Raw genomic sequence first — 23,925 nt, 5'->3', positions numbered from 1 at the left:
CTTTTTTTGCCGTAGAATCAACCGGCCTTTTCAAAGGCAACAATGTCCGTTGGAAGCTGTTTTCAAAGCGTCACGAGCACAGTTCATCCGGTAGAACGGCGTTGGCCCGGGCCATGCATCCCTCGCATGCCCGTGCCAGCCCTCATCAGCTCCCCGTTCTGCAGGCGTAAAACTTTGAAAGCAGCTTCTGTAAGGATTCTTTGCGACTCTGGCTGGGCGGCCCACAAAGCCGTGGCAGCGCATGGGTGCATTGAATGCTGGATGAGCGTCCCGGACCCCCTTTAGGGACCACTGATGAGGGAAATAACTGTGCTTGAAGCCTACCGCAAACACATCGAAGAGCGTGCCGCCCTGGGTATCGTGCCCCAGCCGCTGAACGCCGAACAAACTGCAGGCCTGGTCGAGCTGCTGAAAAACCCGCCGGCCGGCGAAGAAGCCTTCCTCGTAGACCTGATCACCAACCGCGTACCGCCAGGAGTCGACGAAGCTGCCTACGTCAAGGCCGCTTTCCTCTCCGCCGTCGCCAAGGGCGAAGCCAAGTCGCCACTGATCGACCGCAAGCACGCCACCGAACTGCTGGGCACCATGCAGGGCGGCTACAACATCGAAACGCTGGTCGCACTGCTGGATGACGCCGAACTGGGCGCCGTCGCGGCCGAACAGCTCAAGCACACCCTGCTGATGTTCGATGCCTTCCACGATGTGGCCGAAAAGGCCAAGGCCGGCAACGCTCACGCCAAGGCCGTGCTGGAATCCTGGGCTGCAGGCGAGTGGTTCACCTCGCGTCCGGCCATCGCCGACAAGTACACCCTGACCGTGTTCAAGGTGCCTGGCGAAACCAACACCGACGACCTGTCCCCTGCCCCGGACGCCTGGTCGCGCCCGGACATCCCGCTGCACGCCCTGGCCATGCTGAAAATGGCCCGTGACGGCATCGAGCCGCAGCAGCCTGGTTCGGTCGGCCCGCTGGCCCAGATCGAAGCCGTCAAGGCCAAGGGTTTCCCGGTTGCCTACGTCGGTGACGTGGTCGGTACCGGTTCCTCGCGTAAATCCGCCACCAACTCGGTGCTGTGGTTCTTCGGCGACGACATCCCGTACGTGCCGAACAAGCGCGCCGGTGGCTTCTGCTTCGGCACCAAGATCGCCCCGATCTTCTACAACACCATGGAAGACGCCGGCGCCCTGCCGATCGAATTCGACTGCACCAACCTGGCCATGGGCGACGTCATCGACGTTTACCCGTTCAAGGGCGAAGTGCGCCGCCACGGTAGCGACGAACTGGTCACCAACTTCGAGCTGAAAACCGAAGTATTGCTGGATGAAGTCCGCGCTGGCGGCCGTATCCCACTGATCGTCGGCCGTGGCCTGACCGAAAAAGCCCGCGCCGAGCTGGGCCTGGGTACTTCCGACCTGTTCAAGAAGCCAGAGCAGCCTGCCGATTCGGGCAAGGGCTTCACCCTGGCACAGAAAATGGTCGGCCGTGCCTGCGGTCTGCCGGAAGGCCAGGGTGTGCGCCCAGGTGCCTACTGCGAGCCGAAGATGACCACCGTCGGCTCCCAGGACACCACTGGCCCGATGACCCGCGACGAGCTGAAAGACCTGGCGTGCCTGGGCTTCTCCGCTGACCTGGTGATGCAGTCGTTCTGCCACACCGCGGCCTATCCGAAGCCGATCGACGTCACCACCCACCACACCCTGCCAGACTTCATCCGCACCCGTGGCGGCGTGTCGCTGCGCCCGGGCGACGGCATCATCCACAGCTGGCTGAACCGCATGCTGATGCCTGACACCGTGGGTACCGGTGGCGACTCGCACACCCGCTTCCCGATCGGCATCTCGTTCCCGGCCGGCTCCGGCCTGGTGGCTTTCGCCGCCGCCACCGGCGTCATGCCGCTGGACATGCCAGAATCCGTGCTGGTGCGTTTCAAGGGTAAACTGCAGCCAGGCATCACCCTGCGTGACCTGGTCCACGCCATCCCTTACTACGCCATCCAGAAGGGCCTGTTGACTGTCGAGAAGAAGGGCAAGAAGAACATCTTCTCCGGCCGCATCCTGGAAATCGAAGGCCTGGACGAACTGACCGTCGAACAAGCCTTCGAGCTGTCCGACGCCTCGGCCGAGCGTTCCGCTGCCGGTTGCACCATCAAGCTGCCGGAAAAGGCCATCGCCGAGTACCTGCAGTCCAACATCACCCTGCTGCGCTGGATGATCGGCGAAGGCTACGGTGATGCCCGCACCCTGGAGCGCCGTGCCCAGGCCATGGAAGCCTGGCTGGCCAAGCCTGAGCTGCTGTCGGCCGACGCTGATGCCGAATACGCCGAAATCATCGAAATCGATCTGGCCGACGTAAAAGAGCCTGTGCTCTGCGCGCCGAACGACCCGGACGATGCCCGCCTGCTGTCCTCGGTACAGGGCGAGAAGATCGACGAAGTGTTCATCGGTTCGTGCATGACCAACATTGGCCACTTCCGCGCTGCCGGCAAGCTGCTGGACAAGGTCAAGGGCGGCATCCCGACCCGTCTGTGGCTGGCTCCGCCAACCAAGATGGACGCTCACCAGCTGACCGAAGAAGGCTACTACGGCATCTACGGCAAGGCCGGCGCGCGCATGGAAATGCCAGGCTGCTCGCTGTGCATGGGTAACCAGGCACGTGTGCAGACCGGTTCGACCGTGGTCTCCACTTCGACCCGTAACTTCCCGAACCGTCTGGGCGACGCCACCAACGTGTACCTGGCATCGGCCGAGCTGGCTGCTGTCGCTTCGATCATCGGCAAGCTGCCGACCGTCGAAGAGTACATGCAGTACGCGAAAGACATCGACAGCATGGCTGCCGACGTTTACCGCTACCTGAGCTTCGACCAGATCGCCGAGTTCCGCGAAGCGGCAGCCAACGCCAAGATCCCGGTGGTTCAGGCGTAAGCTGAGTTGTAAGATGTAAAAGAAAGCCCCGGCAGCGATGCCGGGGCTTTTTTTGTTTGCCCTGTGCCGGCCTCTTCGCGGCTAAAGCCGCTCCCACAGGGACCCCACAGTTTTCAAGGCCTGCGGGGTCCCTGTGGGAGCGGCTTTAGCCGCGAAGGGGCCGGCACAGGCCAACTCAGATTACAAACAGGTCCACGAACCTGTGCACTGCCATCTGTTCCAGTCTCTGCTGATCCTTGCACACCTCAAGAATCGCCCCGCACCGCTGCCGCGCAAAGCGCGTCGCCAGGTTGGCCCTGAACTTGGCCTCCAGCAACGGTATGCCCTCCCCTCGCCGCCGGCGATGCCCGATCGGGTATTCCACTACCACCTGCTCAGTACTGCTGCCATCCTTGAAGAACACCTGCAGCGCGTTGGCAATCGAGCGCTTGTCCGGCTCCAGGTACTCACGGCTGAAGCACGGGTCTTCCACCACCTCCATCTTCTCGCGCAGGCGGTCGATGCTTGGGTGGTTGGCATGGAAGGTGTCTTCATATTGCTCGGCCACCAAATGACCGAAAATCAGCGGCACCGCCACCATGTATTGCAGGCAGTGATCGCGGTCGGCGGCGTTGGCCAGCGAACCGCTCTTGGAAATGATGCGAATAGCCGACTCCTGGGTGGTGATGACGATACGGTCGATTTCGTGCAGGCGATTTCGCACCAGTGGATGCAGGGTTACCGCCGCCTCGCAGGCGGTCTGGGCGTGGAACTCGGCAGGGAAACTGACCTTGAACAGTACGTTTTCCATCACGTAACTACCCAAGGCTTGCGGCACCCGCAGCTCTTGCTGCGCGGAAGGCTTGAGTGCCAGGTCCTTGTTGGTGTGGCTGAACAGCACGTCGTAGAAGCCCCACTGTGGCGCGGTGAGCACGCCCGGCACGCCCATCTCGCCACGCAGGGCAATATCGGCCAGACGCACGCCACGGCTGGAAGCATCACCGGCGGCCCACGATTTGCGCGAACCGGCGTTGGGCGCATGGCGGTAGGTACGCAGCGCCTGGCCGTCGACAAAGGCGTGGGACAAGGCACTCAGCATCTGCTCACGGTTGGCCCCCATCAGCCTGGCACACACGGCGGTGGAGGCCACCTTGACCAGTATCACGTGGTCGAGACCAACGCGGTTGAAGGCGTTTTCCAGCGCCAGCACGCCCTGGATCTCGTGAGCCATGACCATGGCTTCGAGCACATCGCGCATCAGCAGCGGTGCTTCACCTGCGGCCACGCGCTTTTGCGACAGGTGATCGGCAACCGCCAGGATGCCGCCGAGGTTGTCCGAGGGGTGAGCCCATTCGGCGGCCAGCCAGGTATCGTTGTAGTCCAGCCAGCGCACCGTGCAGCCAATATCCCAGGCGGCCTTGACCGGGTCGAGGCGGTAGGCAGTGCCGGGGACGCGGGCGCCATTGGGCACCAGCGTGCCTTCCACCTGAGGGCCGAGCAGCTTGGTACATTCGGGGAAGCGCAGGGCCAGCAGGCCGCAGCCGAGGGTATCCATCAGGCAGTTGCGCGCGGTGTCCAGGGCTTCGGCGGATTCGACCCGGTACGTAAGGGCGTAATCGGCGAGGATTTGCAGCACCCGGTCGTAGTCCGGGCGGGCGTTGAGGTCTACGTTGGCGCTCATATGCAGCTCCTGTGAATTGGGGCTGCTGTGCAGCCTTCTCTTGAAGCCGAGCGCCAATGGTGCGTTAGAAGCTATCGCCAGGCACGCGAACCCAGCCCTCCATCAGCACGCGAGCACTGCGGCTCATGATTGCCTTGGTCACTGTCCACTCACCATTCACCTGGCGCGCCTCGGCCCCCACCCGCAGGGTGCCCGAGGGGTGGCCGAAACGCACGGCACTGCGCTCGCCCCCGCCCGCGGCGAGGTTGACCAGCGTGCCCGGAATGGCCGCCGCGGTACCGATAGCCACCGCGGCCGTCCCCATCATTGCATGGTGCAGCTTGCCCATCGACAAGGCCCGTACCAGCAGGTCGATATCACCCGCCTGCACCGCTTTGCCACTGGACGCAGTGTAGGTGCTCGGCGGCGCGACGAAAGCCACTTTCGGCGTGTGCTGACGCCCGGCAGCCTGGTCGACGTTTTCGATCAGGCCCATGCGCACGGCGCCATAGGCGCGAATCGTCTCGAAGCGCAGCAGCGCTTGCGGGTCGCCATTGATGGCGTCCTGCAGTTCGGTGCCGGTGTAGCCGATATCCGCCGCGTTGACGAAGATGGTCGGGATACCGGCATTGATCAGGGTCGCCTTGAACGTACCGACACCCGGCACCTCGAGGTCATCGACCAGCTTGCCGGTGGGGAACATCGCCCCGCCGTCGCCATCTTCGTCAGCCGCCGGGTCGAGGAACTCCAGCTGCACCTCGGCGGCCGGGAAGGTCACCCCGTCCAGCTCGAAGTCGCCGGTTTCCTGCACTTCACCTTCGGTGATCGGCACATGGGCGATGATGGTCTTGCCGATGTTGGCCTGCCAGATGCGCACGGTGGCGATGCCATTGCGCGGAATGCGCGCGGGGTCGACCAGGCCGCTGCTGATGGCGAACGAACCGACCGCGGCGGAGAGGTTGCCGCAGTTACCGCTCCAGTCGACGAAGGCCTTGTCGATGCTGACCTGGCCGAACAGGTAGTCGACATCGTGTTCAGGCTTGATGCTTTGCGACAGGATCACGGTCTTGCTGGTGCTCGAAGTGGCACCGCCCATACCGTCGATCTGCTTGCCGTACGGGTCGGGACTGCCGATCACCCGCAGCAGCAGTGCATCGCGGGCCGGGCCGGGGATTTGCGCCTGTTCAGGCAGGTCTTGCAGGCGGAAGAACACGCCCTTGCTGGTACCACCGCGGATGTAGGTGGCGGGGATTTTTACTTGCGGTACATGTGCCATGTTCAATTCCTGTCTTGCGCAGCCCCTGTGGGAGCGGGTTCACCCGCGAAAGCGTCCGATCAGAAAACAATGTTGTATCTGCTGACGCATTCGCGGGTAAACCCGCTCCCACAGAGGACCGCGCTGCTCTTGATTAGGCGGTCGCTTCGAGGAAGTCCTGGGCAAAGCGCTGCAGCACTCCGCCGGCCTCGTAGATCGACACTTCCTCGGCGGTGTCCAGGCGGCAAGTCACCGGTACTTCCAGGCGCTCGCCGTTGGCGCGGGTAACCACCAGGGTCAGCGTCGCCCGCGGCGTACGCGCGCCCAGCACGTCATAGGTCTCGCTGCCGTCCAGGCCGAGGGTCTTGCGGTCGGTGCCCGGCTTGAACTCCAGCGGCAGCACGCCCATGCCCACCAGGTTGGTACGGTGAATACGCTCGAAGCCTTCGGCGACAATCGCCTCGACACCGGCCAGGCGCACGCCCTTGGCCGCCCAGTCACGGGACGAACCCTGGCCGTAGTCGGCACCGGCGACGATGATCAGTGGCTGCTTGCGCTCCATGTAGGTCTCGATCGCCTCCCACATGCGAGTGACCTTGCCTTCCGGCTCGATACGCGCCAGCGAGCCCTGCTTCACGCTGCCGTCTTCCTGGCGCACCATTTCGTTGAACAGCTTGGGGTTGGCGAAAGTGGCGCGCTGGGCGGTCAGGTGGTCGCCACGGTGGGTAGCGTAGGAGTTGAAGTCCTCCTCCGGCAGGCCCATCTTCGCCAGGTACTCACCGGCAGCGCTGTCGAGCATGATGGCGTTGGACGGCGACAGGTGGTCGGTGGTGATGTTGTCCGGCAGCACTGCCAGCGGGCGCATGCCGCGCAGGGTACGCTCACCGGCCAAGGCACCTTCCCAGTACGGCGGGCGGCGGATGTAGGTGCTCATCGGGCGCCAGTCGTACAGTGGCGCCACCTTCGGCCCACGGTCTTCCTCGATGGCGAACATCGGGATGTACACCTTGCGGAACTGCTCCGGCTTGACCGCAGCACGCACCACAGCGTCGATCTCTTCATCGCTGGGCCAGATGTCCTTGAGGCGGATTTCCTTGCCGTCGACCACACCCAGCACATCCTTCTCGATGTCGAAGCGGATGGTACCGGCGATGGCGTAGGCCACCACCAGCGGCGGCGAGGCAAGGAAGGCCTGCTTGGCATACGGGTGAATACGCCCGTCGAAATTGCGGTTGCCCGACAGCACGGCAGTGGCATACAGGTCACGGTCGATGATCTCTTGCTGGATCACCGGGTCCAGGGCGCCGGACATGCCGTTGCAGGTGGTGCAGGCGAAGGCGACGATGCCAAAGCCGAGCTGCTCCAGCTCCTTCTCCAGCCCCGCCTCTTCCAGGTACAGCTGCACGGCCTTGGAGCCAGGCGCCAGCGACGACTTGACCCACGGCTTGCGGGCCAGGCCCAGCTTGTTGGCATTGCGCGCCAGCAAGCCTGCGGCAATCACGTTGCGCGGGTTGCTGGTGTTGGTGCAACTGGTGATGGCGGCAATGATCACCGCGCCATCAGGCATTTGCCCCGGCACTTCTTCCCAGCTGCCGGCGATGCCTTTGGCCGCCAGGTCGCTGGTAGCGACGCGGGCATGCGGGTTGGACGGGCCGGCCATGTTACGCACCACGCTCGACAGATCGAAGCCCAGGGTGCGCTCGTAGACGGCGCCGCCCAGGCTGTCGGCCCACAGGCCGGTGGTCTTGGCATAGGTTTCCACCAGCTTGACCTGCTGCTCTTCGCGGCCGGTCAGGCGCAGGTAGTCGATGGTCTGCTGGTCGATGGCGAACATCGCCGCAGTAGCGCCATACTCCGGGGCCATGTTGGAGATGGTGGCGCGGTCGCCCAGGGTCAGGGCACGGGCACCCTCGCCGTGGAACTCCAGGTAGGCGCCGACGACTTTCTGCTTGCGCAGGAATTCGGTCAGGGCCAGCACCAGGTCGGTGGCGGTGATGTTCGGCGCCAGCTTGCCGGTCAGCTCGACGCCGACGATTTCCGGCAGGCGCATCCACGAGGCACGGCCGAGCATCACGTTCTCGGCCTCCAGGCCACCCACGCCAATGGCGATCACGCCCAGGGCGTCGACATGCGGAGTGTGGCTGTCGGTGCCGACGCAGGTGTCCGGGTAGGCCACGCCACGGTCGTTGTGGATCACCGGCGACATCTTCTCCAGGTTGATCTGGTGCATGATGCCGTTGCCCGGCTGGATCACGTCGACGTTCTTGAACGCCTTCTTGGTCCAGTTGATGAAATGGAAACGGTCTTCGTTGCGGCGGTCTTCGATGGCGCGGTTCTTTTCGAAGGCCTGCGGGTCGAAACCACCACACTCGACGGCCAGCGAGTGGTCGACGATCAGCTGTACCGGCACCACCGGGTTGACCTGGGCCGGGTCGCCGCCTTTGTCGGCAATGGCGTCACGCAGGCCGGCGAGGTCGACCAGCGCAGTCTGGCCGAGAATGTCGTGGCACACCACGCGCGCCGGGAACCACGGGAAGTCGAGGTCGCGCTTGCGCTCGATCAGCTGGCCCAGCGAGGCGTCGAGAGTGGCCGGGTCGCAGCGGCGCACCAGGTTTTCGGCGAGTACGCGAGAGGTGTAAGGCAGGCCATCGTAGGCGCCGGGCTTGATTGCCTCGACCGCCGCGCGGGCATCGAAGTAGTCCAGGTCGGTGCCTGGCAGGTGCTTGCGGAATGCAGTGTTCATATCTTTATCAGGCTCGGTCACGGTATTCGGGGGCAGGTGCGGCTCAGGCCTCGGGGGCGCTACGCGCCCCTTTCGCGACACAAGGCCGCTCCCACAGGTACTGCGCCGTCCCTGTGGGAGCGGCCTTGTGTCGCGAAAGGGCTGCGCAGCAGCCCCAGCGATCTATGACTCAGCGCTGTTCGATCGGCACGAACTGGCGCTGCTCGACACCGACATACTCGGCGCTCGGGCGGATGATGCGGTTGTTGGCGCGCTGCTCGAAGACGTGCGCCGCCCAGCCGGTCAGGCGCGAGCAGACGAAGATCGGGGTGAACAGCTTGGTCGGGATGCCCATGAAGTGGTACGCCGAGGCATGGTAGAAGTCGGCGTTCGGGAACAGGCGTTTCTGCTCCCACATGGTCTTGTCGATGGCCTCGGAAACCGGGTACAGCACCTTGTCACCCACTTCGTCAGCCAGCTGCTTCGACCAGCCCTTGATCACCTCATTACGTGGGTCGGACTCTTTGTAGATGGCATGGCCAAAGCCCATGATCTTGTCCTTGCGCTCGAGCATGCGCAGCAGCTCGGCAGTGGCTTCCTGCGGGCTCTGGAAGCGCTCGATCAGTTCCATCGCTGCCTCGTTGGCACCACCGTGCAGCGGGCCGCGCAGCGAACCGATGGCGGCGGTAACACAGGAGTACAGGTCGGACAGGGTCGAGGCACAGACGCGGGCGGTGAAGGTCGAGGCGTTGAACTCGTGCTCGGCGTAGAGGATCAGCGACACGTTCATGACCTTGACGTGCAGCGCGCTCGGTTTCTTGCCGTGCAGCAGGTGCAGGAAGTGGCCACCGAGGGTGTCTTCGTCACTGGTGCAGTCAATGCGCACGCGGTCGTGAGTGAAGCGGTACCAGTAGCACATCACCGCCGGGAACAGCGCCAGCAGGCGGTCGGTCTTCTCGCGCTGGGCTTCGAAGGTCAGTTCGGGCTCCAGGGTACCCAGCACCGAGCAGCCCGTGCGCATCACGTCCATCGGGTGGGCATCGCGCGGGATGCGCTCGAGCACTTCCTTCAGGGCTTGCGGCAGGTCACGCAGGCCCTTGAGCTTGCGCTTGTAGTCGGCCAGCTCGGCCTTACTCGGCAGCTCGCCGTACAGCAGCAGGTAGGCGACTTCTTCGAACTCGGCACCGGCGGCCAGGTCACGCACGTCGTAACCACGGTAGGTCAGCCCGGCACCGGCCTGGCCCACAGTCGACAGCGCGGTCTGGCCGGCCACCTGGCCGCGCAGGCCTGCGCCACTGAGTACTTTTGCTTCGGCCATGGTGTTTCTCCTTTCTTGAACTTGTTTTGGAAGTCTGGCTAATCGTTGAAACCTGAGCCGGCCCCTTCGCGGGTAAACCCGCTCCTACAGGGTTCCAAAGGCATCGAATATCACGCCGTACTTGTGGGAGCGGGTTCACCCGCGAAGGGGCCAGCCGCTCCAACGCAATTCTTTGACCTTCAGCCCTTCTTCTGGGCAAACAACGCATCGAGGCTCTGCTCGAAGGCGTGATAGCCGATGGCATCGTAAAGCTCCATGCGGGTCTGCATGGTGTCGATCACGTTCTTCTGCGTGCCGTCGCGGCGCAGCGCGGTGTACACGTTCTCGGCCGCCTTGTTCATGGCACGGAACGCCGACAGCGGGTACAGCACCAGCGACACGTCGACCGAGGCCAGCTCTTCGGTGGTGTACAACGGCGTGGCGCCGAACTCGGTGATGTTGGCCAGGATCGGTGCCTGCACCCGGTCGGCGAAGGTCTTGTACATCTGCAGTTCAGTGATGGCTTCCGGGAAGATCATGTCGGCACCGGCCTCGACGCAGGCGGCGGCGCGATCCAGCGCAGCATTCAGGCCCTCGACGGCGAGGGCGTCGGTACGCGCCATGATCACGAAGCTGTCATCGGTACGGGCATCGACTGCGGCCTTGATACGGTCGACCATTTCCTGCTGGCTGACGATTTCCTTGTTCGGACGGTGGCCGCAGCGCTTGGCGCCAACCTGATCCTCGATATGGATCGCGGCAGCGCCGAACTTGCTCATCGAGCGTACGGTACGGGCGACGTTGAAGGCCGAGGCACCGAAACCGGTGTCGACATCCACCAGCAGCGGCAGGTCGCACACGTCGGTGATGCGGCGCACGTCGGTGAGTACGTCGTCCAGGCCGCTGATGCCCAGATCCGGCAGGCCCAGGGAACCTGCGGCGACGCCGCCACCGGACAGGTAGATGGCCTTGAAGCCGGCGCGCTTGGCCAGCAGGGCATGGTTGGCGTTGATGGCGCCAACCACCTGCAGCGGATGTTCAGCGGCAACGGCGTCGCGGAAACGCTGACCGGGGGTGCTCTTCACAGTCATTTCTCACCTCGTGGGCTGTTGTTGTGGGCGTCCAGGTAGTGACGCTCGATATTGCGCTTGGACGCGCCGATGTGGCGGCGCATCAGGAGTTCGGCCAGCTCGCCGTCACGGTCGGCGATGGCGTCGAGAATACGGTGGTGTTCGGCAAAAGCCTGGCGTGGCCGGTTGGGCGTGGCCGAGAACTGGATGCGGTACATGCGCACCAGCTGGTACAGCTCGCCGCAGAGCATCTTGACCAGGGTCTGGTTGCCGCTGCCCTGGATGATCCGGTAATGGAAGTCGTAGTCGCCTTCCTGCTGGTAATAGCCCTGGCCGGCCTGGAATGCGGCATCGCGCTCGTGGGTGTCGAGCACCCGGCGCAGTTCGTCGATGTCGGCCTGGCTCATGCGCTCGGCAGCCAGGCGGCAGGCCATGCCTTCCAGCGATTCGCGAATTTCGTACAGTTCGATCAGTTCGGCGTGGTTGAGCGACACCACCCGCGCCCCCACATGCGGCACGCGCACCAGCAGGCGCTGGCCTTCGAGGCGGTGGATAGCCTCGCGCAGCGGCCCGCGGCTGATGCCATAGGTGCGTGCCAGCTCCGGCTCGGAGATCTTGCTGCCGGGGGCGATATCACCTTTGACGATGGCCGCCTGGATGCGCCGGAAGACGTTTTCGGACAAGGTTTCCGTTTCGTCTGCCAGCGCTGGGCCCAGGGTGGATACTTCCTGCATATTGTCGACACCTAGCAAATCTCTTTGCCAGAAATTAGCTAATTCGACCGCAGCAGTCAAAGACAAAATGAATATTGTCGACAATCGTCTAAGAGCGAACTAACGTCGGCCCGCCGCTGTCAGATCGCGCACCGCTGGCGTCAAGACGTCGGCGTGATAGAATGCCGCGCCTCCGTTGGAGTATGGATAGCCTGTCTGTCATCCATTCATGCTGTTGACAGATGAACGAGGAAGCTTGCGCAGTCGCTGCCAGTCGCCTTGCCCTGAACACGGCTCTGAACATGGCTCTGAAAATAGCCCCGAACCTTGCACTGCATCGCGCCAGGAATATGAGACTTACACCCGTTCCATTGCTGCTCTGCCTCACCCTGCTGCCGGCCCTTGGCCAGGCCGCGGGCAAGACCGTGTACGGTCTCAACGAATATGCACGCCTGGGCGACCTGAACCTGGAAGTGGCCGCCAAACTCGACACCGGTGCCAAGACCGCGTCGCTCAGCGCCCGCGACATCAAGCGCTTCAAGCGCAACGGCGAAAGCTGGGTGCGCTTCTACCTGGCGATCGACGCCGCCCATTCGCACCCCATCGAACGCCCGCTGGCACGCGTAAGCAAGATCAAGCGCCGGGCCGGCGACTATGATGCCGAATCGGGCAAGGCCTACACCGCACGCCCGGTCATCGAACTTGAAATCTGCATGGGCCAGGCCCTGCGCACCATCGAAGTCAACCTCACCGACCGCAGCGCCTTCCAGTTCCCGCTGCTGATCGGTTCCGAGGCGCTCAAGCACTTCGACGCGCTGGTCGACCCAAGCCTTAAATATGCGGCCGGCAAACCTGCCTGTGCCACCGACGCTCCCAAAGCAGAGTAATCCCGATGCGCTCTCTTACCCTCCATCTGAAAGTCCTGATCACCGTGCTGGTGCTGTTGGGCGTGGCGGTCACGGCTTATCAGATCTTCGTACTCGGCATCCCGGTAACCGAGGATGAAACCGACGACCTGTGGAACATCGACGCCAAGGTCGAGTTCGTGGCCAGCACCAAGGACCCGGTCAAGGTGCAGATGTTCGTGCCCCCACTGAACCGCGACTACGTCAGCCTCAACGAGAGCTTCATCTCCAACAACTACGGGGTGAGCGTCAACCGTGCCGACGGCAACCGCAAGGTCACCTGGTCGGCCCGCCGCGCCAGCGGTAACCAGACCCTCTACTACCGTCTGGTGCTGACCAAGCGCTACAGCAAAGAAAAGACCACGGTCAAAGGCCCGACCTTCCGTGACAGCCTGGCAGTGGAAGGCCCCGAGAAGATCGCCGCCGAGGCCCTGATGGCGCCGATCCGCCAGCACTCGGCCGACGTCGAGACCTTCGTCAGCGAGACCATCAAGCGGGTCAACAACCTCAACGACGACAACGTCAAGCTGTTGCTGGCCGGCGACACCACGGCCATGAAGAAGGCCCAGGTGATCGACCTGCTGCTGTCGATCGCCCACGTACCGATGGAGAAGGTGCACACCATCCGCCTGGTGGCCGACACCCCGCAAACCCCGGAACTGTGGCTGCGCAGCTTCAACGGTAGCGACTGGTTGTACTTCAACCCGGACACCGGCGAGCAGGGCCTGCCCAGCGATCGCCTGCTGTGGTGGACCGGTGACGACAACCTGATCACCGTCGATGGCGGCAAGAAGGCCAACGTTACCTTCAGCATGAACAACAGCGAGATGAACGCCATCCGCCTGGCCAAGCTGACCGACGAGAATACCGACGCCGACTTCCTCGAATATTCGCTGTACGGCCTGCCGCTGCAGACCCAGCAAACCTTCATGATCATGGTGATGATCCCGATCGGCGTGCTGGTGATCCTGGTGCTGCGCAACCTGGTCGGCCTGCAGACCCTGGGTACCTTCACCCCGGTGCTGATCGCCCTGGCCTTCCGCGAGACCCAGCTGGGCTTCGGTATCGTGCTGTTCACGGTAATCACCGCCCTGGGCCTGTCGCTGCGCTCGTACCTTGAACACCTGAAGCTGCAGATGCTGCCACGCCTGTCGGTGGTACTGACCTTCGTCGTGGTGCTGATCGCAGCCATCAGCCTGTTCAGCCACAAGCTGGGCCTGGAGCGCGGGCTGTCGGTAGCGCTGTTCCCGATGGTGATCCTGACCATGACCATCGAGCGCCTGTCCATCACCTGGGAAGAGCGTGGCGGCGGCCATGCCATGAAAGTGGCCATCGGCACCCTGTTCGCCGCCTCCCTGGCGCACCTGTTGATGATGGTGCCGGAGCTGGTTTACTTCGTGTTCACCTTCCCTGCCGTGCTGCTGATCCTGGTAGGCTTCATGCTGGCGATGGGCCGCTACCGTGGCTACCGCCTGACCGAGCTCGTGCGCTTCAAGGCATTCCTGAAGAAGGCTGACGCCTGATGTTTGGCCTGATCAAGACATGGAAAGCCCTGGAGGCCCGGGGCATCATGGGTATCAACCGGCGCAACGCGGACTACGTGTTGAAGTACAACAAGCGCCACCTGTACCCGATCGTCGACGACAAGATCATTACCAAGGAGCGCGCCCTGGCGGCCGGCATCCATGTGCCGGAAATGTACGGCATCATCGAGACCGAAAAAGAGATCGAGAAGCTTCACCAGATCATCGGCGGGCGCAGCGATTTCGTCATCAAGCCGGCGCAAGGCGCCGGCGGTGACGGCATCCTGGTGATCGCCGACCGCTTCGAGGACCGCTACCGCACGGTGTCGGGCAAGATCATCAGCCACGAGGAAATCGAGCACCAGATCTCAAGCATCCTCACCGGCCTGTACTCGCTGGGCGGCCACCGCGACCGCGCGCTGATCGAGTACCGGGTCACCCCCGACCAGATCTTCAAGAGCATCAGCTACGAAGGCGTGCCGGACATCCGCATCATCGTGCTGATGGGCTACCCGGTGATGGCCATGCTGCGTCTGCCGACCCGTCAGTCGGGCGGCAAGGCCAACCTGCACCAGGGTGCCATCGGCGTGGGTGTCGACCTGGCCACCGGCGTGACCCTGCGCGGCACCTGGCTGAACAACATCATCAGCAAGCACCCGGACACCACCAACGCGGTGGATGGCGTGCAACTGCCGAACTGGGACGGCTTCATGAAGCTGGCCGCCGGCTGTTACGAGCTGTGCGGCCTGGGCTACATCGGTGTCGACATGGTGCTGGACCAGGACAAGGGGCCGCTGATTCTGGAACTCAACGCCCGCCCGGGCTTGAACATCCAGATCGCCAACGACTGCGGCCTGACCCAGCGCACCCACGCCATCGAAGCGCACATCGAAGCGCTGGCCAAGGATGGCATTAGCGAGGATGCCGAACAGCGCGTGCGGGTATCGCAAGGGTTGTTCGGGCACGTGCATCCGCGCTGACCCTTCAAGGCCCAATCGCCGGCAAGCCGGCTCCCACAGGAATATCACTACCCTGAAGGCTTGTGACGTACCCGTGGGAGCCGGCTTGCCGGCGATTGGGGCTTAACACAATGTTGAATGTCGCGCCCAGTGCTAGGCGCATTTCCTGCACAGGTCTACAATCGCCCTCCTCGCTTTTACATCGCCGTCCACACTGATGCCGACCTGTACGCTCCACCCCCTGCCCTACCAGCCCGACCCTGCCGCCTATTTCGCCCGCCTGCGCCAGGCCCCCGGTGCGATCCTGCTGGACAGCGCCCGCCCCGGCGCCGAGCGCGGCCGCTTCGACCTGCTCAGCGCCTGGCCGCTACAACACTTGCAGGCGCACCCCGACGAAGATGGCCGCGCCTTCCTTCAGCGCCTGCGCGCCAGCCTGGCGCAACTGGGCCACGCGCAGCTGCCCGCAGGCAGCGAACTGCCGTTCGCTGGCGGCCTGCTCGGCTACCTGAGCTATGACTTCGGCCGCCGCCTGGAGCACCTGCCCAGCCTGGCCGTGGACGACCTCGGCCTGCCAGACGCGCAATTGGGCCTGTATGCCTGGGCGCTGGTCACCGACCATCAGCGCATGACCAGCCAACTGGTGTTCCACCCGAGCCTGTCAGGCAGCGAACGCGAACGCCTGATCGCCCTGTTCGAAGGTGTCGACAACGCTGAAAGCGGCAGCTTCCAGCTACTTGCACCGATGGCCGGCGACCTGCAGCCCGAGCAGTACAAAGCTGCCTTTGACCAGGTACAGCGCTACATCCAGGCCGGTGACTGCTACCAGATCAACCTTACCCAGCGCTTCCGCGCGCCCTGCCAGGGCGACCCGTGGCACGCTTACCAGGCCCTGCGCAAAGCCTGCCCCACACCCTTCTCCGGCTACCAGCAACTGGCTGACGGCAGCGCCCTGCTGAGTTTTTCGCCCGAGCGTTTCATCCGCGTCAGCCAGCGCCAGGTGGAAACCCGGCCGATCAAGGGCACCCGCCCGCGCGCCAGCAACCCGGCTGAGGACGCGCGCAATGCCGAGGAGCTGCTGCACAGCCCCAAGGATCGCTCGGAAAACCTGATGATCGTCGACCTGTTGCGCAACGATCTGGGACGCACCTGCGAGATCGGCTCGGTGAAGGTGCCGGAGCTGTTCAGCCTGGAGAGCTACCCCAACGTGCACCACCTGGTCAGCAGCATCACCGGCCGGCTGGCCGGCGACAAGGACGCCCTGGATCTGATCGGCGACAGCTTCCCCGGCGGCTCGATCACCGGCGCGCCGAAGATCCGCGCCATGCAGATCATCGACGAACTGGAGCCGGCGCGCCGGGCGCTGTACTGCGGCTCGCTGCTGTACGTGGATGTGCGCGGGGAGATGGACAGCTCGATTGCCATCCGCAGCCTGCTGGTCAAGGGTGGGCAGGTCAGTTGCTGGGGTGGCGGCGCGGTGGTGGCCGACTCCGAGTGGCAGGCCGAGTATGAAGAGTCGATTGCCAAGGTGCGGGTGTTGATGGAGACGCTGCAGGGCTTGTGATAGGTGGTGGATTCTTCGCGGGTAAACCCGCTCCCACAGGTTCTGTGCATATCTGAAGGGCTGCGCTGTACCCGCGAAGCAGGCACCACCGAGATCGGCCCGTCTACCCCGCCATTTTTTGTTACCATCACCTTACTACGAGCGCACAGCGCCACAGCCACGATGGAAACCGCCTGATGAGCCAACCCTTCGACGCCGCCGCCCTGGCCGCGGCCTATGCCAACAAGTCCCCGCAGGACATCCTCAAGCTTGCCTTCGAGCACTTCGGTGATGACCTGTGGATCTCCTTCAGCGGCGCCGAGGACGTGGTGCTGGTGGACATGGCCTGGAAGCTGAACAAGCAGGTCAAGGTGTTCAGCCTCGACACCGGCCGCCTGCACCCGGAGACCTACCGGTTCATCGACCAGGTCCGCGAGCAGTACAACCTGCCGATCGAAATCCTCAGCCCCGATCGCGCCAAGCTCGACCCGCTCGTCAAGGGAAAGGGCCTGTTCAGCTTCTACAAGGACGGCCACGGCGAATGCTGCGGCATCCGCAAGATCGAGCCGCTGCGCCGCAAGCTGGCCACCGTGAGTGCCTGGGCCACCGGCCAGCGCCGCGACCAGAGCCCGGGCACCCGCAGCCAGGTGGCGGCAGTGGAAATCGACAGCGCCTTCTCCACACCCGAGCGCACCCTGTACAAGTTCAACCCGCTGGCGCAGATGACCAGCGAGGAAGTGTGGGGTTATATCCGCATGCTGGAGCTACCGTACAACAGCCTGCATGAGCGCGGCTTCATCAGCATTGGCTGCGAGCCCTGCACCCGTCCGGTGCTACCAAACCAGCATGAGCGCGAAGGGCGTTGGTGGTGGGAAGAGTCGACGCAGAAGGAATGCGGGTTGCACGCTGGCAACCTTATCAGCAAGGCTTGAGATAGCCGGAGTGGTTGTGGGAGCGGGTTCACCCGCGAACACCGGCGAAGCCGGTGCCATACACCGCGTCGCCTTCTTCGCGGGTAAACCCGCTCCCACAGGGGCCGTGAGGCCCCTGCAATTCCGGATCAGTGCACCGGCAGTTCGACGCCTTCGAACAGCTCTTCCAGTTCCTGCTTGTTATGGCACTGAATGGCCTTGGCCATCACTTCACGGGTCAGGTGCGGGGCAAACTTCTCGATGAAGTCGCACATGAAGCCACGCAGGAAGGTGCCACGACGGAAGCCGATCTTGGTGATGCTGGCTTCGAACAGCTCGCTGGCATCCAGCGCCACCAGGTCGCTGTCGAGCTTGGTGTCCACCGCCATCTTGGCGACGATCCCCACGCCCAGCCCCAGGCGTACATAGGTCTTGATCACGTCGGCGTCAGCCGCGGTGAACACCACTTTCGGCGTCAGGCCGCGGTGGTTGAATGCCTCGTCCAGCTTCGAGCGCCCGGTGAAACCGAACACGTAGGTAACGATCGGGTATTCGGCAACCGCTTCCAGGGTCAGCTTCGGCAGCTTGGTCAATGGATGGCCCTGCGGCACCACCACGCAGCGGTTCCACTTGTAGCACGGCATCATGATCAGGTCGCCGAACAACTCCAGTGCCTCGGTGGCGATGGCGAAGTCGACGGTACCGTCCGCGGCCATCTCGGCAATCTGCATGGGCGAACCCTGGTGCATGTGCAAGGACACTTCCGGGTACTGCTTGATGAAGCTGCTGATCACCGGCGGCAAGGCATAACGCGCCTGGGTGTGGGTGGTGGCGATGGACAGCGTGCCCTTCTTCTCGTTCGAGAACTCCTGGGCAATCTGCTTGATGCTTTCGACCTTGCGCAGGATTTCGCCGGCGGTATTGATGATGCGCTCACCGGCCGGGGTGACGCGGGTCAGGTGTTTGCCGCTACGGGCAAAGACTTCAACACCCAGTTCATCCTCGAGCAGGCGGATCTGCTTGCTGATACCTGGCTGGGAGGTATACAGGCTCTGCGCCGTCGCGGAGACGTTGAGGTCATGGTGCGCCACTTCCCAGATGTAGCGCAGTTGTTGAAGCTTCATAGGTTCCCCTCGGTTCAGCGATGAGTCCGCGGCAGCAGGCAGCGACGATATATAACTATATTAGTGGTTTCGGAAATAAATCTAGAACTATTTTGTTACATGCCCCCGGAAATAGCCTACGGCCATCTTCATGCTTTCCTACGCCCCAAATGCTGCGCCAGCGGCACCATGTACACCGGCACTGGCGACAGCTGCAGCAGCCTTACCGCCGTGCGTCCCAATGGCACATCCACGCCGGCGCCAGCACTGTGGCTACCGAAAATCAGCAAGTCGACGCTCAGCCGCTGCGCCTGGTCGAGGATCACCTGCGCCGGATCGCCCTGACGTACCCGCACGGCCTTGATCACCGCCAGATCGGCCTCCTCACCCAGTTCGTCGCGAAAATTTTCCAGCACACGCTGCTCGATATTGGCCATCACCGTGTTCACCCCCTGGCTGTGCAGCTGGTCGAGCGTCTGTTCATCGAGGTAGCTTTGCAGGAGAGATTCAGCGAACTGGCCCATGGGCTCTACTGCGTGGATCACATACAACTCGGCGCCGAATGTGCGCGCCAGCGCCAGCGCGTGTTGCATGACAAAAGGGGCGTAGACACCGAGGTCGGTGGCGTACAGCATGGAGTGAATCATTCGACCTCCTCGACTGCCGCTGCGGCAGAGCAAGCTTCAGCTTAGCAGCGCGCCGGACACGCGCTTTGCCGTCCGGCGTGCTGCTGGCGCGGGCTGGAGAGCCCCGGCCAGGCCAAAGCCACCCTTAGCAGGGCAGCTCGCCACGGTCGATGAAAGCCAGCGCCTGGTACAGCATCTCCATGCACGGCAAGCGGCAGCCTGCCGCACGCGCCTGCGCCAACGGCTCGGCATAGATGGCCCGCAGCTCCAGCGGGCGCTTGTAGACATGGTCGTGGTACATGCTAGGCCAGTAGTCGGGCATGCGCTCGGTCACCTGGAACAGGTGCTCGGCATAACCCTCGGGCAACACATGGCCACACGCCGCCGCGCCCTGCACCACCTCGGCCATCAAGGCCTGGATCAGGGCGCGGCTATGGCTGTCGGTCATCAGCGGCGCGGTGCTGGCGCCGAGCAGCACTGACAGGCCGTTGTAGGGCACGTTCCACACCAGCTTCTGCCAGCGTGCCTGGGCCAGATTGGGCATGGCCTGCGAGTCGATGCCCGCGACCTGGAACAGCCCCGCACCTTCATTGACCAGCGCGACACCACCGTCGCTGGCCGGCCCGCTGTGGTAGCCGAGGTTGACCGCACCCAGCGCCTGGTGGCGGATCACACCTGGCGCCTGGCGGTTGACGCAGATGAAACACAGGCCGCCGAGCAGGTGCATGTCGCTGCGCAAGGCCGGGCGCAACTGTTCCTCCATGCCCAGACCGTTCTGTAGCAGCACCACCTTGGCGCCCGGTGCGGCTGCCTGCACGATCAGCGGCGCCAGCTGGTCATTGCTGGTGGTCTTGGCCCCCACCAGCAACCAGTCACAGAGCGGCATGTCGGCGACACTGGCATAAGCCTGCACCTTCATCTGCAAGGTGCCATGCACGGCACTGTCCAGCGCCACCCCCTGCTCGCGAACAACCCCGTACTCGCTGCGCAACAGAAAATGCACATCGAAGCCGGCCCGGGCCAGCATCAACCCATAGAAGCCACCGATGGCGCCACTGCCGATGATGCCGATACGTGGTGCGTGTGGATGCATGCCGATCTCCAGGTAAAAGTCAGCCCTCTTTATTACACAGGTTGTGCAGCGCTGGGCAGCCCATGCGCGGCAAACACCTGCCATCTTGGAAAAACCCCACACGGACTGGGCCCAGCCCATTGTCGCGCCACCTGTAACGCGCTAAGGTTCGGCTCCCCGCTGCGATTATTCTTGCTGCTGGGCCGCACGGGGATAGTTGGCGGCCGGCACCGTGACCTGACGAGTAACACGATGGCTGATTTACCGATCGATGACTTGAACGTTGCCTCCAACGAGACCCTGATCACCCCCGATCAGCTCAAGAAGGAAATCCCCCTCAGCGCCAAGGCCCTGCAGACCGTGACTGCCGGCCGTGAAGTGGTGCGCAATATTCTCGACGGCAAGGACCATCGCCTGTTCGTCGTGGTCGGCCCTTGCTCGATCCACGACATCAAGGCCGCCCACGAGTATGCCGAGCGCCTGAAAGTGCTGGCCGAGGAAGTGTCCGACACGCTGTACCTGGTCATGCGTGTATATTTCGAAAAACCACGTACCACTGTCGGCTGGAAAGGCCTGATCAACGACCCGTATCTGGATGACTCGTTCAAGATCCAGGACGGCCTGCACATCGGCCGCAAGCTGCTGCTGGACCTGGCCGAAATGGGCCTGCCGACCGCCACCGAAGCGCTCGACCCGATTTCCCCGCAGTACCTGCAAGACCTGATCAGCTGGTCGGCCATCGGCGCCCGCACCACCGAATCCCAGACCCACCGCGAGATGGCTTCGGGCCTGTCCTCGGCAGTCGGCTTCAAGAACGGCACCGACGGCGGCCTGACTGTCGCCATCAACGCCCTGCAGTCGGTGTCCAAGCCGCACCGCTTCCTCGGCATCAACCAGGAAGGCGGCGTGTCGATCGTCACCACCAAGGGCAACCCGTACGGCCACGTGGTACTGCGCGGCGGCAACGGCAAGCCGAACTACGACTCGGTCAGCGTCGCCCTCTGTGAGCAGGACCTGGCCAAGGCCAAGATCAAGGCCAACATCATGGTCGACTGCAGCCACGCCAACTCCAACAAGGACCCGGCCCTGCAACCGCTGGTGATGGAGAACGTCGCCAACCAGATCCTCGAAGGCAACCAGTCGATCATCGGCCTGATGGTCGAAAGCCACCTGAATTGGGGCTGCCAGTCGATTCCAAAGAACCTGGACGAGCTGCAGTATGGCGTGTCGATCACCGATGCCTGCATCGACTGGTCGGCTACCGAGAAGACCCTGCGCAGCATGCGCACCAAGCTGAAGGATGTTCTGCCGCAGCGTAAGCGCGGCTGATTGATCCCAAAAAACGGGGCCGCTGCGCGCCCCATCGCCGGCAAGCCAGCTCCCACATGTACAGCGTAATGCTTTGAATGTGGGAGCTGGCTTGCCGGCGATGGGGCGCGCAGCGGCCCCGCTTTTTTTAATTCAGAAACTTAAACCTTGCTCGAATGCCGCTGCTGGCGCTCCATGTAGCGCTCCACATACGAGCAGGACGGAATCACCGTGTAGCCCATCTGTTCAGCGTACTCCAGGGCCCGTTCGGTCAGGGCGGCAGCAATCCCGCGGCCTCGCAGGGCGTTGGGTACGAAGGTGCGATAGATGTCCAGCGTCTGCTTACCCAGATCCATGTACGTCAGATAGGCACGATGACCGTCCACACTGGTCTCGAACTGATGACCGGCCTGGTCATGGTGGATGGTCAGCGCTTCGCTCATCACTACTCCTCGCAGGTCTTCTCGGCAGACCCATACCTTAACCGATGGTGGTTTATCCGGCACAGAATCCTCTATGCCACCTGTTGCCCCCTTGGACCACTGGACGATTGCAATCGTTCGGATCCTCTGGCACTCACAAGATAGTAGGCGCCGCAGGCGGGATTGCTCAAGGTGGTGGCGGTTAAAAATGGCGAAAACGCAGCCAGAGCGACTCTTGCTTGCACGCCAGCAGCCACCGGATGTACTAGGGCTTAAGACGCTGAAGGACAGTTAAAGTCACCGTTAGTTCAACAAAAAAGTTCCTGTGCTACAACCGCTTGCGAACCCTGTACGTTTTTTTCACAGCCGTGTCGCAAATCTTGTCGGAAAGGCGTCAAGCAACATTTTTTTTGCAGTTCTTGCGCTTAGTCAGTTTACTTACTACAAGTAATGGGTACTATGTACGCCGGCCAGTTTCTCTTTTCCGAGAGATGGCTATTTAATAGAAAGTCCTTGAAGGGGAACACGATGAACAACGTTCTGAAATTCTCTGCTCTGGCTCTGGCCGCAGTTCTGGCTACCGGTTGCAGCAGCGTATCCAAAGAAACCGAAGCTCGTCTGACTGCGACTGAAGACGCAGCAGCTCGCGCTCAAGCTCGTGCTGACGAAGCCTACCGTAAGGCTGACGACGCACTGGCAGCCGCTCAGAAGGCTCAGCAGACCGCTGACGAAGCCAACGAGCGCGCTCTGCGTATGCTGGACAAAGCCAGCCGCAAGTAATAATCCTCACGGATTGTTATGGAGCCGACCCACTTGTGGGTCGGCTTTTTTATTGCCTGTGCACAAGGCAAACGCGCCGGGCAGAAACGAAAAGGCCTGCACTAAGGCAGGCCCGTGTGTGTCGCAAATACCTTACTGCAGTTCGGGCGGAATGCTCGAAACCATTGGTGCGCCACCCTGGTTTTCGGTCGGCACGGCAATTTCCACCGGCATGCCATCTTCCGCGGCCACCACGTCACGCACCATATCCCAGTTCATGCGTAGGTTATTGGCCAGGTCTTCACGCTTGAGCAAGGCGTTGATAACAGCGGTGTGTTTATCGACTACCGACGGATTACCCTGGTCGTCCAGCGGCGTGTGCGCCTCCAGATAGACCTTGCCACCACTGATACCGAACTTGTAAGGCTCGTTGATGATGCGCACCGGCGTCCCCACCGGCACCAACTTCGACAGTTCCAGCACGTTGTTGTTGAGCATGCGGAAGCAACCGTGACTGGTACGCATGCCAATGCCGAACTTCTTGTTCGAGCCGTGGATCAGGTAGCCCGGCACGCCCAAGGTGAACTTGAACGGCCCCAGCGGGTTGTCCGGGCCGGCCGGCACCACGCTCGGCAGGATGTCGCCATCAGCCGCGTGCTCGGCGCGGATCGATGCCGGCGGGGTCCAGGTCGGGTTCGGCGTCTTGGCGGTGATCTTGGTGTTGGCGATCGGCGAACCCCAGCCTTCACGGCCAATGCCCAGCGGGAAGGTATGCACCACGTTCTGCCCTTTCGGGAAGTAGTACATGCGGTATTCGGCCAGGTTGATGACGATGCCTTCACGCGGGCCCGGCGGCAGGATATAGCGGGTCGGCAGGATAATCTCGGTGCCCGCACCTGGCAGCCATGGATCTACGCCCGGGTTGGCGGCGATCATTTCCAGGTAGCCGAGGTCGTTGGCAGTGCCGATATCGGCGAACGTGTCCTCGTACTTTGCCTTGATCACCTGCACCTGGCCGATGATGTCTTCACCGGGTGGTGGCAGTGGCAGCTCCAGCGCAGCAGCGGGGCCTGCTACCAGCAGGGCGGCCAGGGACAGGCTACGGGTGACGGCAGGAAAGCGCGGCAACATCCGGTAAATCCTTCGAAAGGTGGGTCAAGAGAATCGATTGTACACCCGCGC

19 protein-coding genes are annotated in these 23,925 nt (G+C 63.0%); 8 read left to right on the top strand and 11 right to left on the bottom strand.

Annotated features, from left to right (window positions below):
• Positions 1–309 precede the first annotated feature (309 nt).
• Positions 310–2,919 carry a bifunctional aconitate hydratase 2/2-methylisocitrate dehydratase gene (acnB, locus tag FQ664_RS11700; protein ID WP_144172114.1) on the top strand — a complete coding sequence of 870 codons (2,610 nt, stop codon included), beginning with the start codon at positions 310–312 and terminating at the stop codon, positions 2,917–2,919.
• A gap of 175 nt (positions 2,920–3,094) precedes the next feature.
• On the opposite strand, the gene prpD is transcribed toward acnB, so the two are convergent.
• The 6 genes from prpD to FQ664_RS11665 form a co-directional block, all read right to left on the bottom strand.
• Positions 3,095–4,579 carry a 2-methylcitrate dehydratase gene (gene prpD / locus FQ664_RS11690; RefSeq protein WP_144172052.1) on the bottom strand — a complete coding sequence of 495 codons (1,485 nt, stop codon included), beginning with the start codon at positions 4,577–4,579 and terminating at the stop codon, positions 3,095–3,097.
• A 64-nt stretch (positions 4,580–4,643) separates the two neighbouring features.
• Positions 4,644–5,834, bottom strand: coding sequence for a 2-methylaconitate cis-trans isomerase PrpF (gene prpF, locus FQ664_RS11685; protein ID WP_144172051.1), 1,191 nt, complete (start codon positions 5,832–5,834; stop codon positions 4,644–4,646).
• 133 nt (positions 5,835–5,967) lie between these two features.
• Positions 5,968–8,556, bottom strand: a complete 2,589-nt coding sequence (gene acnD / locus FQ664_RS11680) for a Fe/S-dependent 2-methylisocitrate dehydratase AcnD (RefSeq protein WP_144172050.1) — start codon at positions 8,554–8,556, stop codon at positions 5,968–5,970.
• A gap of 169 nt (positions 8,557–8,725) precedes the next feature.
• Entirely contained in the window at positions 8,726–9,853 is a 1,128-nt protein-coding gene (gene prpC / locus FQ664_RS11675) for a bifunctional 2-methylcitrate synthase/citrate synthase (protein WP_144172049.1), read from the bottom strand.
• 179 nt (positions 9,854–10,032) lie between these two features.
• A complete protein-coding gene (gene prpB, locus FQ664_RS11670; protein WP_144172048.1) occupies positions 10,033–10,923 on the bottom strand; it encodes a methylisocitrate lyase in 891 nt (296 codons plus the stop codon).
• A complete protein-coding gene (locus FQ664_RS11665; protein WP_144172047.1) occupies positions 10,920–11,636 on the bottom strand; it encodes a GntR family transcriptional regulator in 717 nt (238 codons plus the stop codon). The genes prpB and FQ664_RS11665 overlap by 4 nt, the downstream gene beginning before the upstream one ends.
• Before the next feature lie 329 nt (positions 11,637–11,965).
• Between FQ664_RS11665 and rloA the strand changes: the two genes are divergently transcribed.
• The 5 genes from rloA to FQ664_RS11640 all read left to right on the top strand — a co-directional run bounded on the left by rloA (position 11,966) and on the right by FQ664_RS11640 (position 17,474).
• Complete coding sequence (gene rloA / locus FQ664_RS11660) at positions 11,966–12,502, top strand: retropepsin-like aspartic peptidase RloA (RefSeq protein ID WP_144172046.1); 537 nt, start codon at positions 11,966–11,968, stop codon at positions 12,500–12,502.
• A gap of 5 nt (positions 12,503–12,507) precedes the next feature.
• On the top strand, positions 12,508–14,043 hold the full coding sequence (rloB, locus tag FQ664_RS11655; protein WP_144172045.1) for an osmotic stress tolerance membrane protein RloB: 1,536 nt from the start codon (positions 12,508–12,510) through the stop codon (positions 14,041–14,043).
• Positions 14,043–15,023, top strand: a complete 981-nt coding sequence (locus FQ664_RS11650; RefSeq protein WP_063914025.1) for an alpha-L-glutamate ligase-like protein — start codon at positions 14,043–14,045, stop codon at positions 15,021–15,023. Before rloB ends, FQ664_RS11650 begins: the two co-directional genes overlap by 1 nt.
• 196 nt (positions 15,024–15,219) lie before the next feature.
• The gene (gene pabB / locus FQ664_RS11645) at positions 15,220–16,563 is read left to right on the top strand and encodes an aminodeoxychorismate synthase component I (protein WP_144172044.1); all 1,344 of its coding nucleotides are present in this window, start codon (positions 15,220–15,222) and stop codon (positions 16,561–16,563) included.
• A gap of 176 nt (positions 16,564–16,739) precedes the next feature.
• A complete protein-coding gene (locus tag FQ664_RS11640) occupies positions 16,740–17,474 on the top strand; it encodes a phosphoadenylyl-sulfate reductase (RefSeq protein ID WP_144172043.1) in 735 nt (244 codons plus the stop codon).
• 128 nt (positions 17,475–17,602) lie between these two features.
• Here the strand turns inward: FQ664_RS11640 and cysB are convergent, their stop codons facing one another.
• The 3 genes from cysB to FQ664_RS11620 all read right to left on the bottom strand — a co-directional run bounded on the left by cysB (position 17,603) and on the right by FQ664_RS11620 (position 20,275).
• Positions 17,603–18,577 (bottom strand): HTH-type transcriptional regulator CysB, encoded by a 975-nt coding sequence (gene cysB, locus FQ664_RS11630; protein WP_144172042.1) that lies wholly within the window; start codon positions 18,575–18,577, stop codon positions 17,603–17,605.
• 128 nt (positions 18,578–18,705) lie between these two features.
• Positions 18,706–19,203, bottom strand: coding sequence for a universal stress protein (locus tag FQ664_RS11625; protein WP_015269711.1), 498 nt, complete (start codon positions 19,201–19,203; stop codon positions 18,706–18,708).
• A gap of 124 nt (positions 19,204–19,327) precedes the next feature.
• Positions 19,328–20,275, bottom strand: coding sequence for a putative 2-dehydropantoate 2-reductase (locus FQ664_RS11620; RefSeq protein WP_144172041.1), 948 nt, complete (start codon positions 20,273–20,275; stop codon positions 19,328–19,330).
• Positions 20,276–20,506: 231 nt separating this feature from the next.
• Here FQ664_RS11620 and FQ664_RS11615 point away from each other — a divergent pair, with 231 nt between their 5' ends.
• Positions 20,507–21,583 (top strand): 3-deoxy-7-phosphoheptulonate synthase, encoded by a 1,077-nt coding sequence (locus FQ664_RS11615; RefSeq protein WP_025338433.1) that lies wholly within the window; start codon positions 20,507–20,509, stop codon positions 21,581–21,583.
• Between the two features lie 140 nt (positions 21,584–21,723).
• Here the strand turns inward: FQ664_RS11615 and FQ664_RS11610 are convergent, their stop codons facing one another.
• Positions 21,724–22,005 (bottom strand): GNAT family N-acetyltransferase, encoded by a 282-nt coding sequence (locus FQ664_RS11610; RefSeq protein ID WP_003259781.1) that lies wholly within the window; start codon positions 22,003–22,005, stop codon positions 21,724–21,726.
• 507 nt (positions 22,006–22,512) lie between these two features.
• Between FQ664_RS11610 and oprI the strand changes: the two genes are divergently transcribed.
• Positions 22,513–22,764, top strand: a complete 252-nt coding sequence (oprI, locus tag FQ664_RS11605) for an outer membrane lipoprotei OprI (protein WP_003259780.1) — start codon at positions 22,513–22,515, stop codon at positions 22,762–22,764.
• A gap of 132 nt (positions 22,765–22,896) precedes the next feature.
• Here oprI and FQ664_RS11600 read toward each other — a convergent pair whose 3' ends face one another.
• Positions 22,897–23,874 (bottom strand): L,D-transpeptidase family protein, encoded by a 978-nt coding sequence (locus tag FQ664_RS11600; protein WP_144172040.1) that lies wholly within the window; start codon positions 23,872–23,874, stop codon positions 22,897–22,899.
• Between the last annotated feature and the right edge of the window lie 51 nt (positions 23,875–23,925).

It is taken from the genome of Pseudomonas persica (assembly GCF_900291015.1).
Classification (GTDB): Bacteria; Pseudomonadota; Gammaproteobacteria; order Pseudomonadales; family Pseudomonadaceae; genus Aquipseudomonas.
Note: the sequence above shows the minus strand (reverse complement) of the source record. Positions and strands in the feature narration are given on the sequence as shown.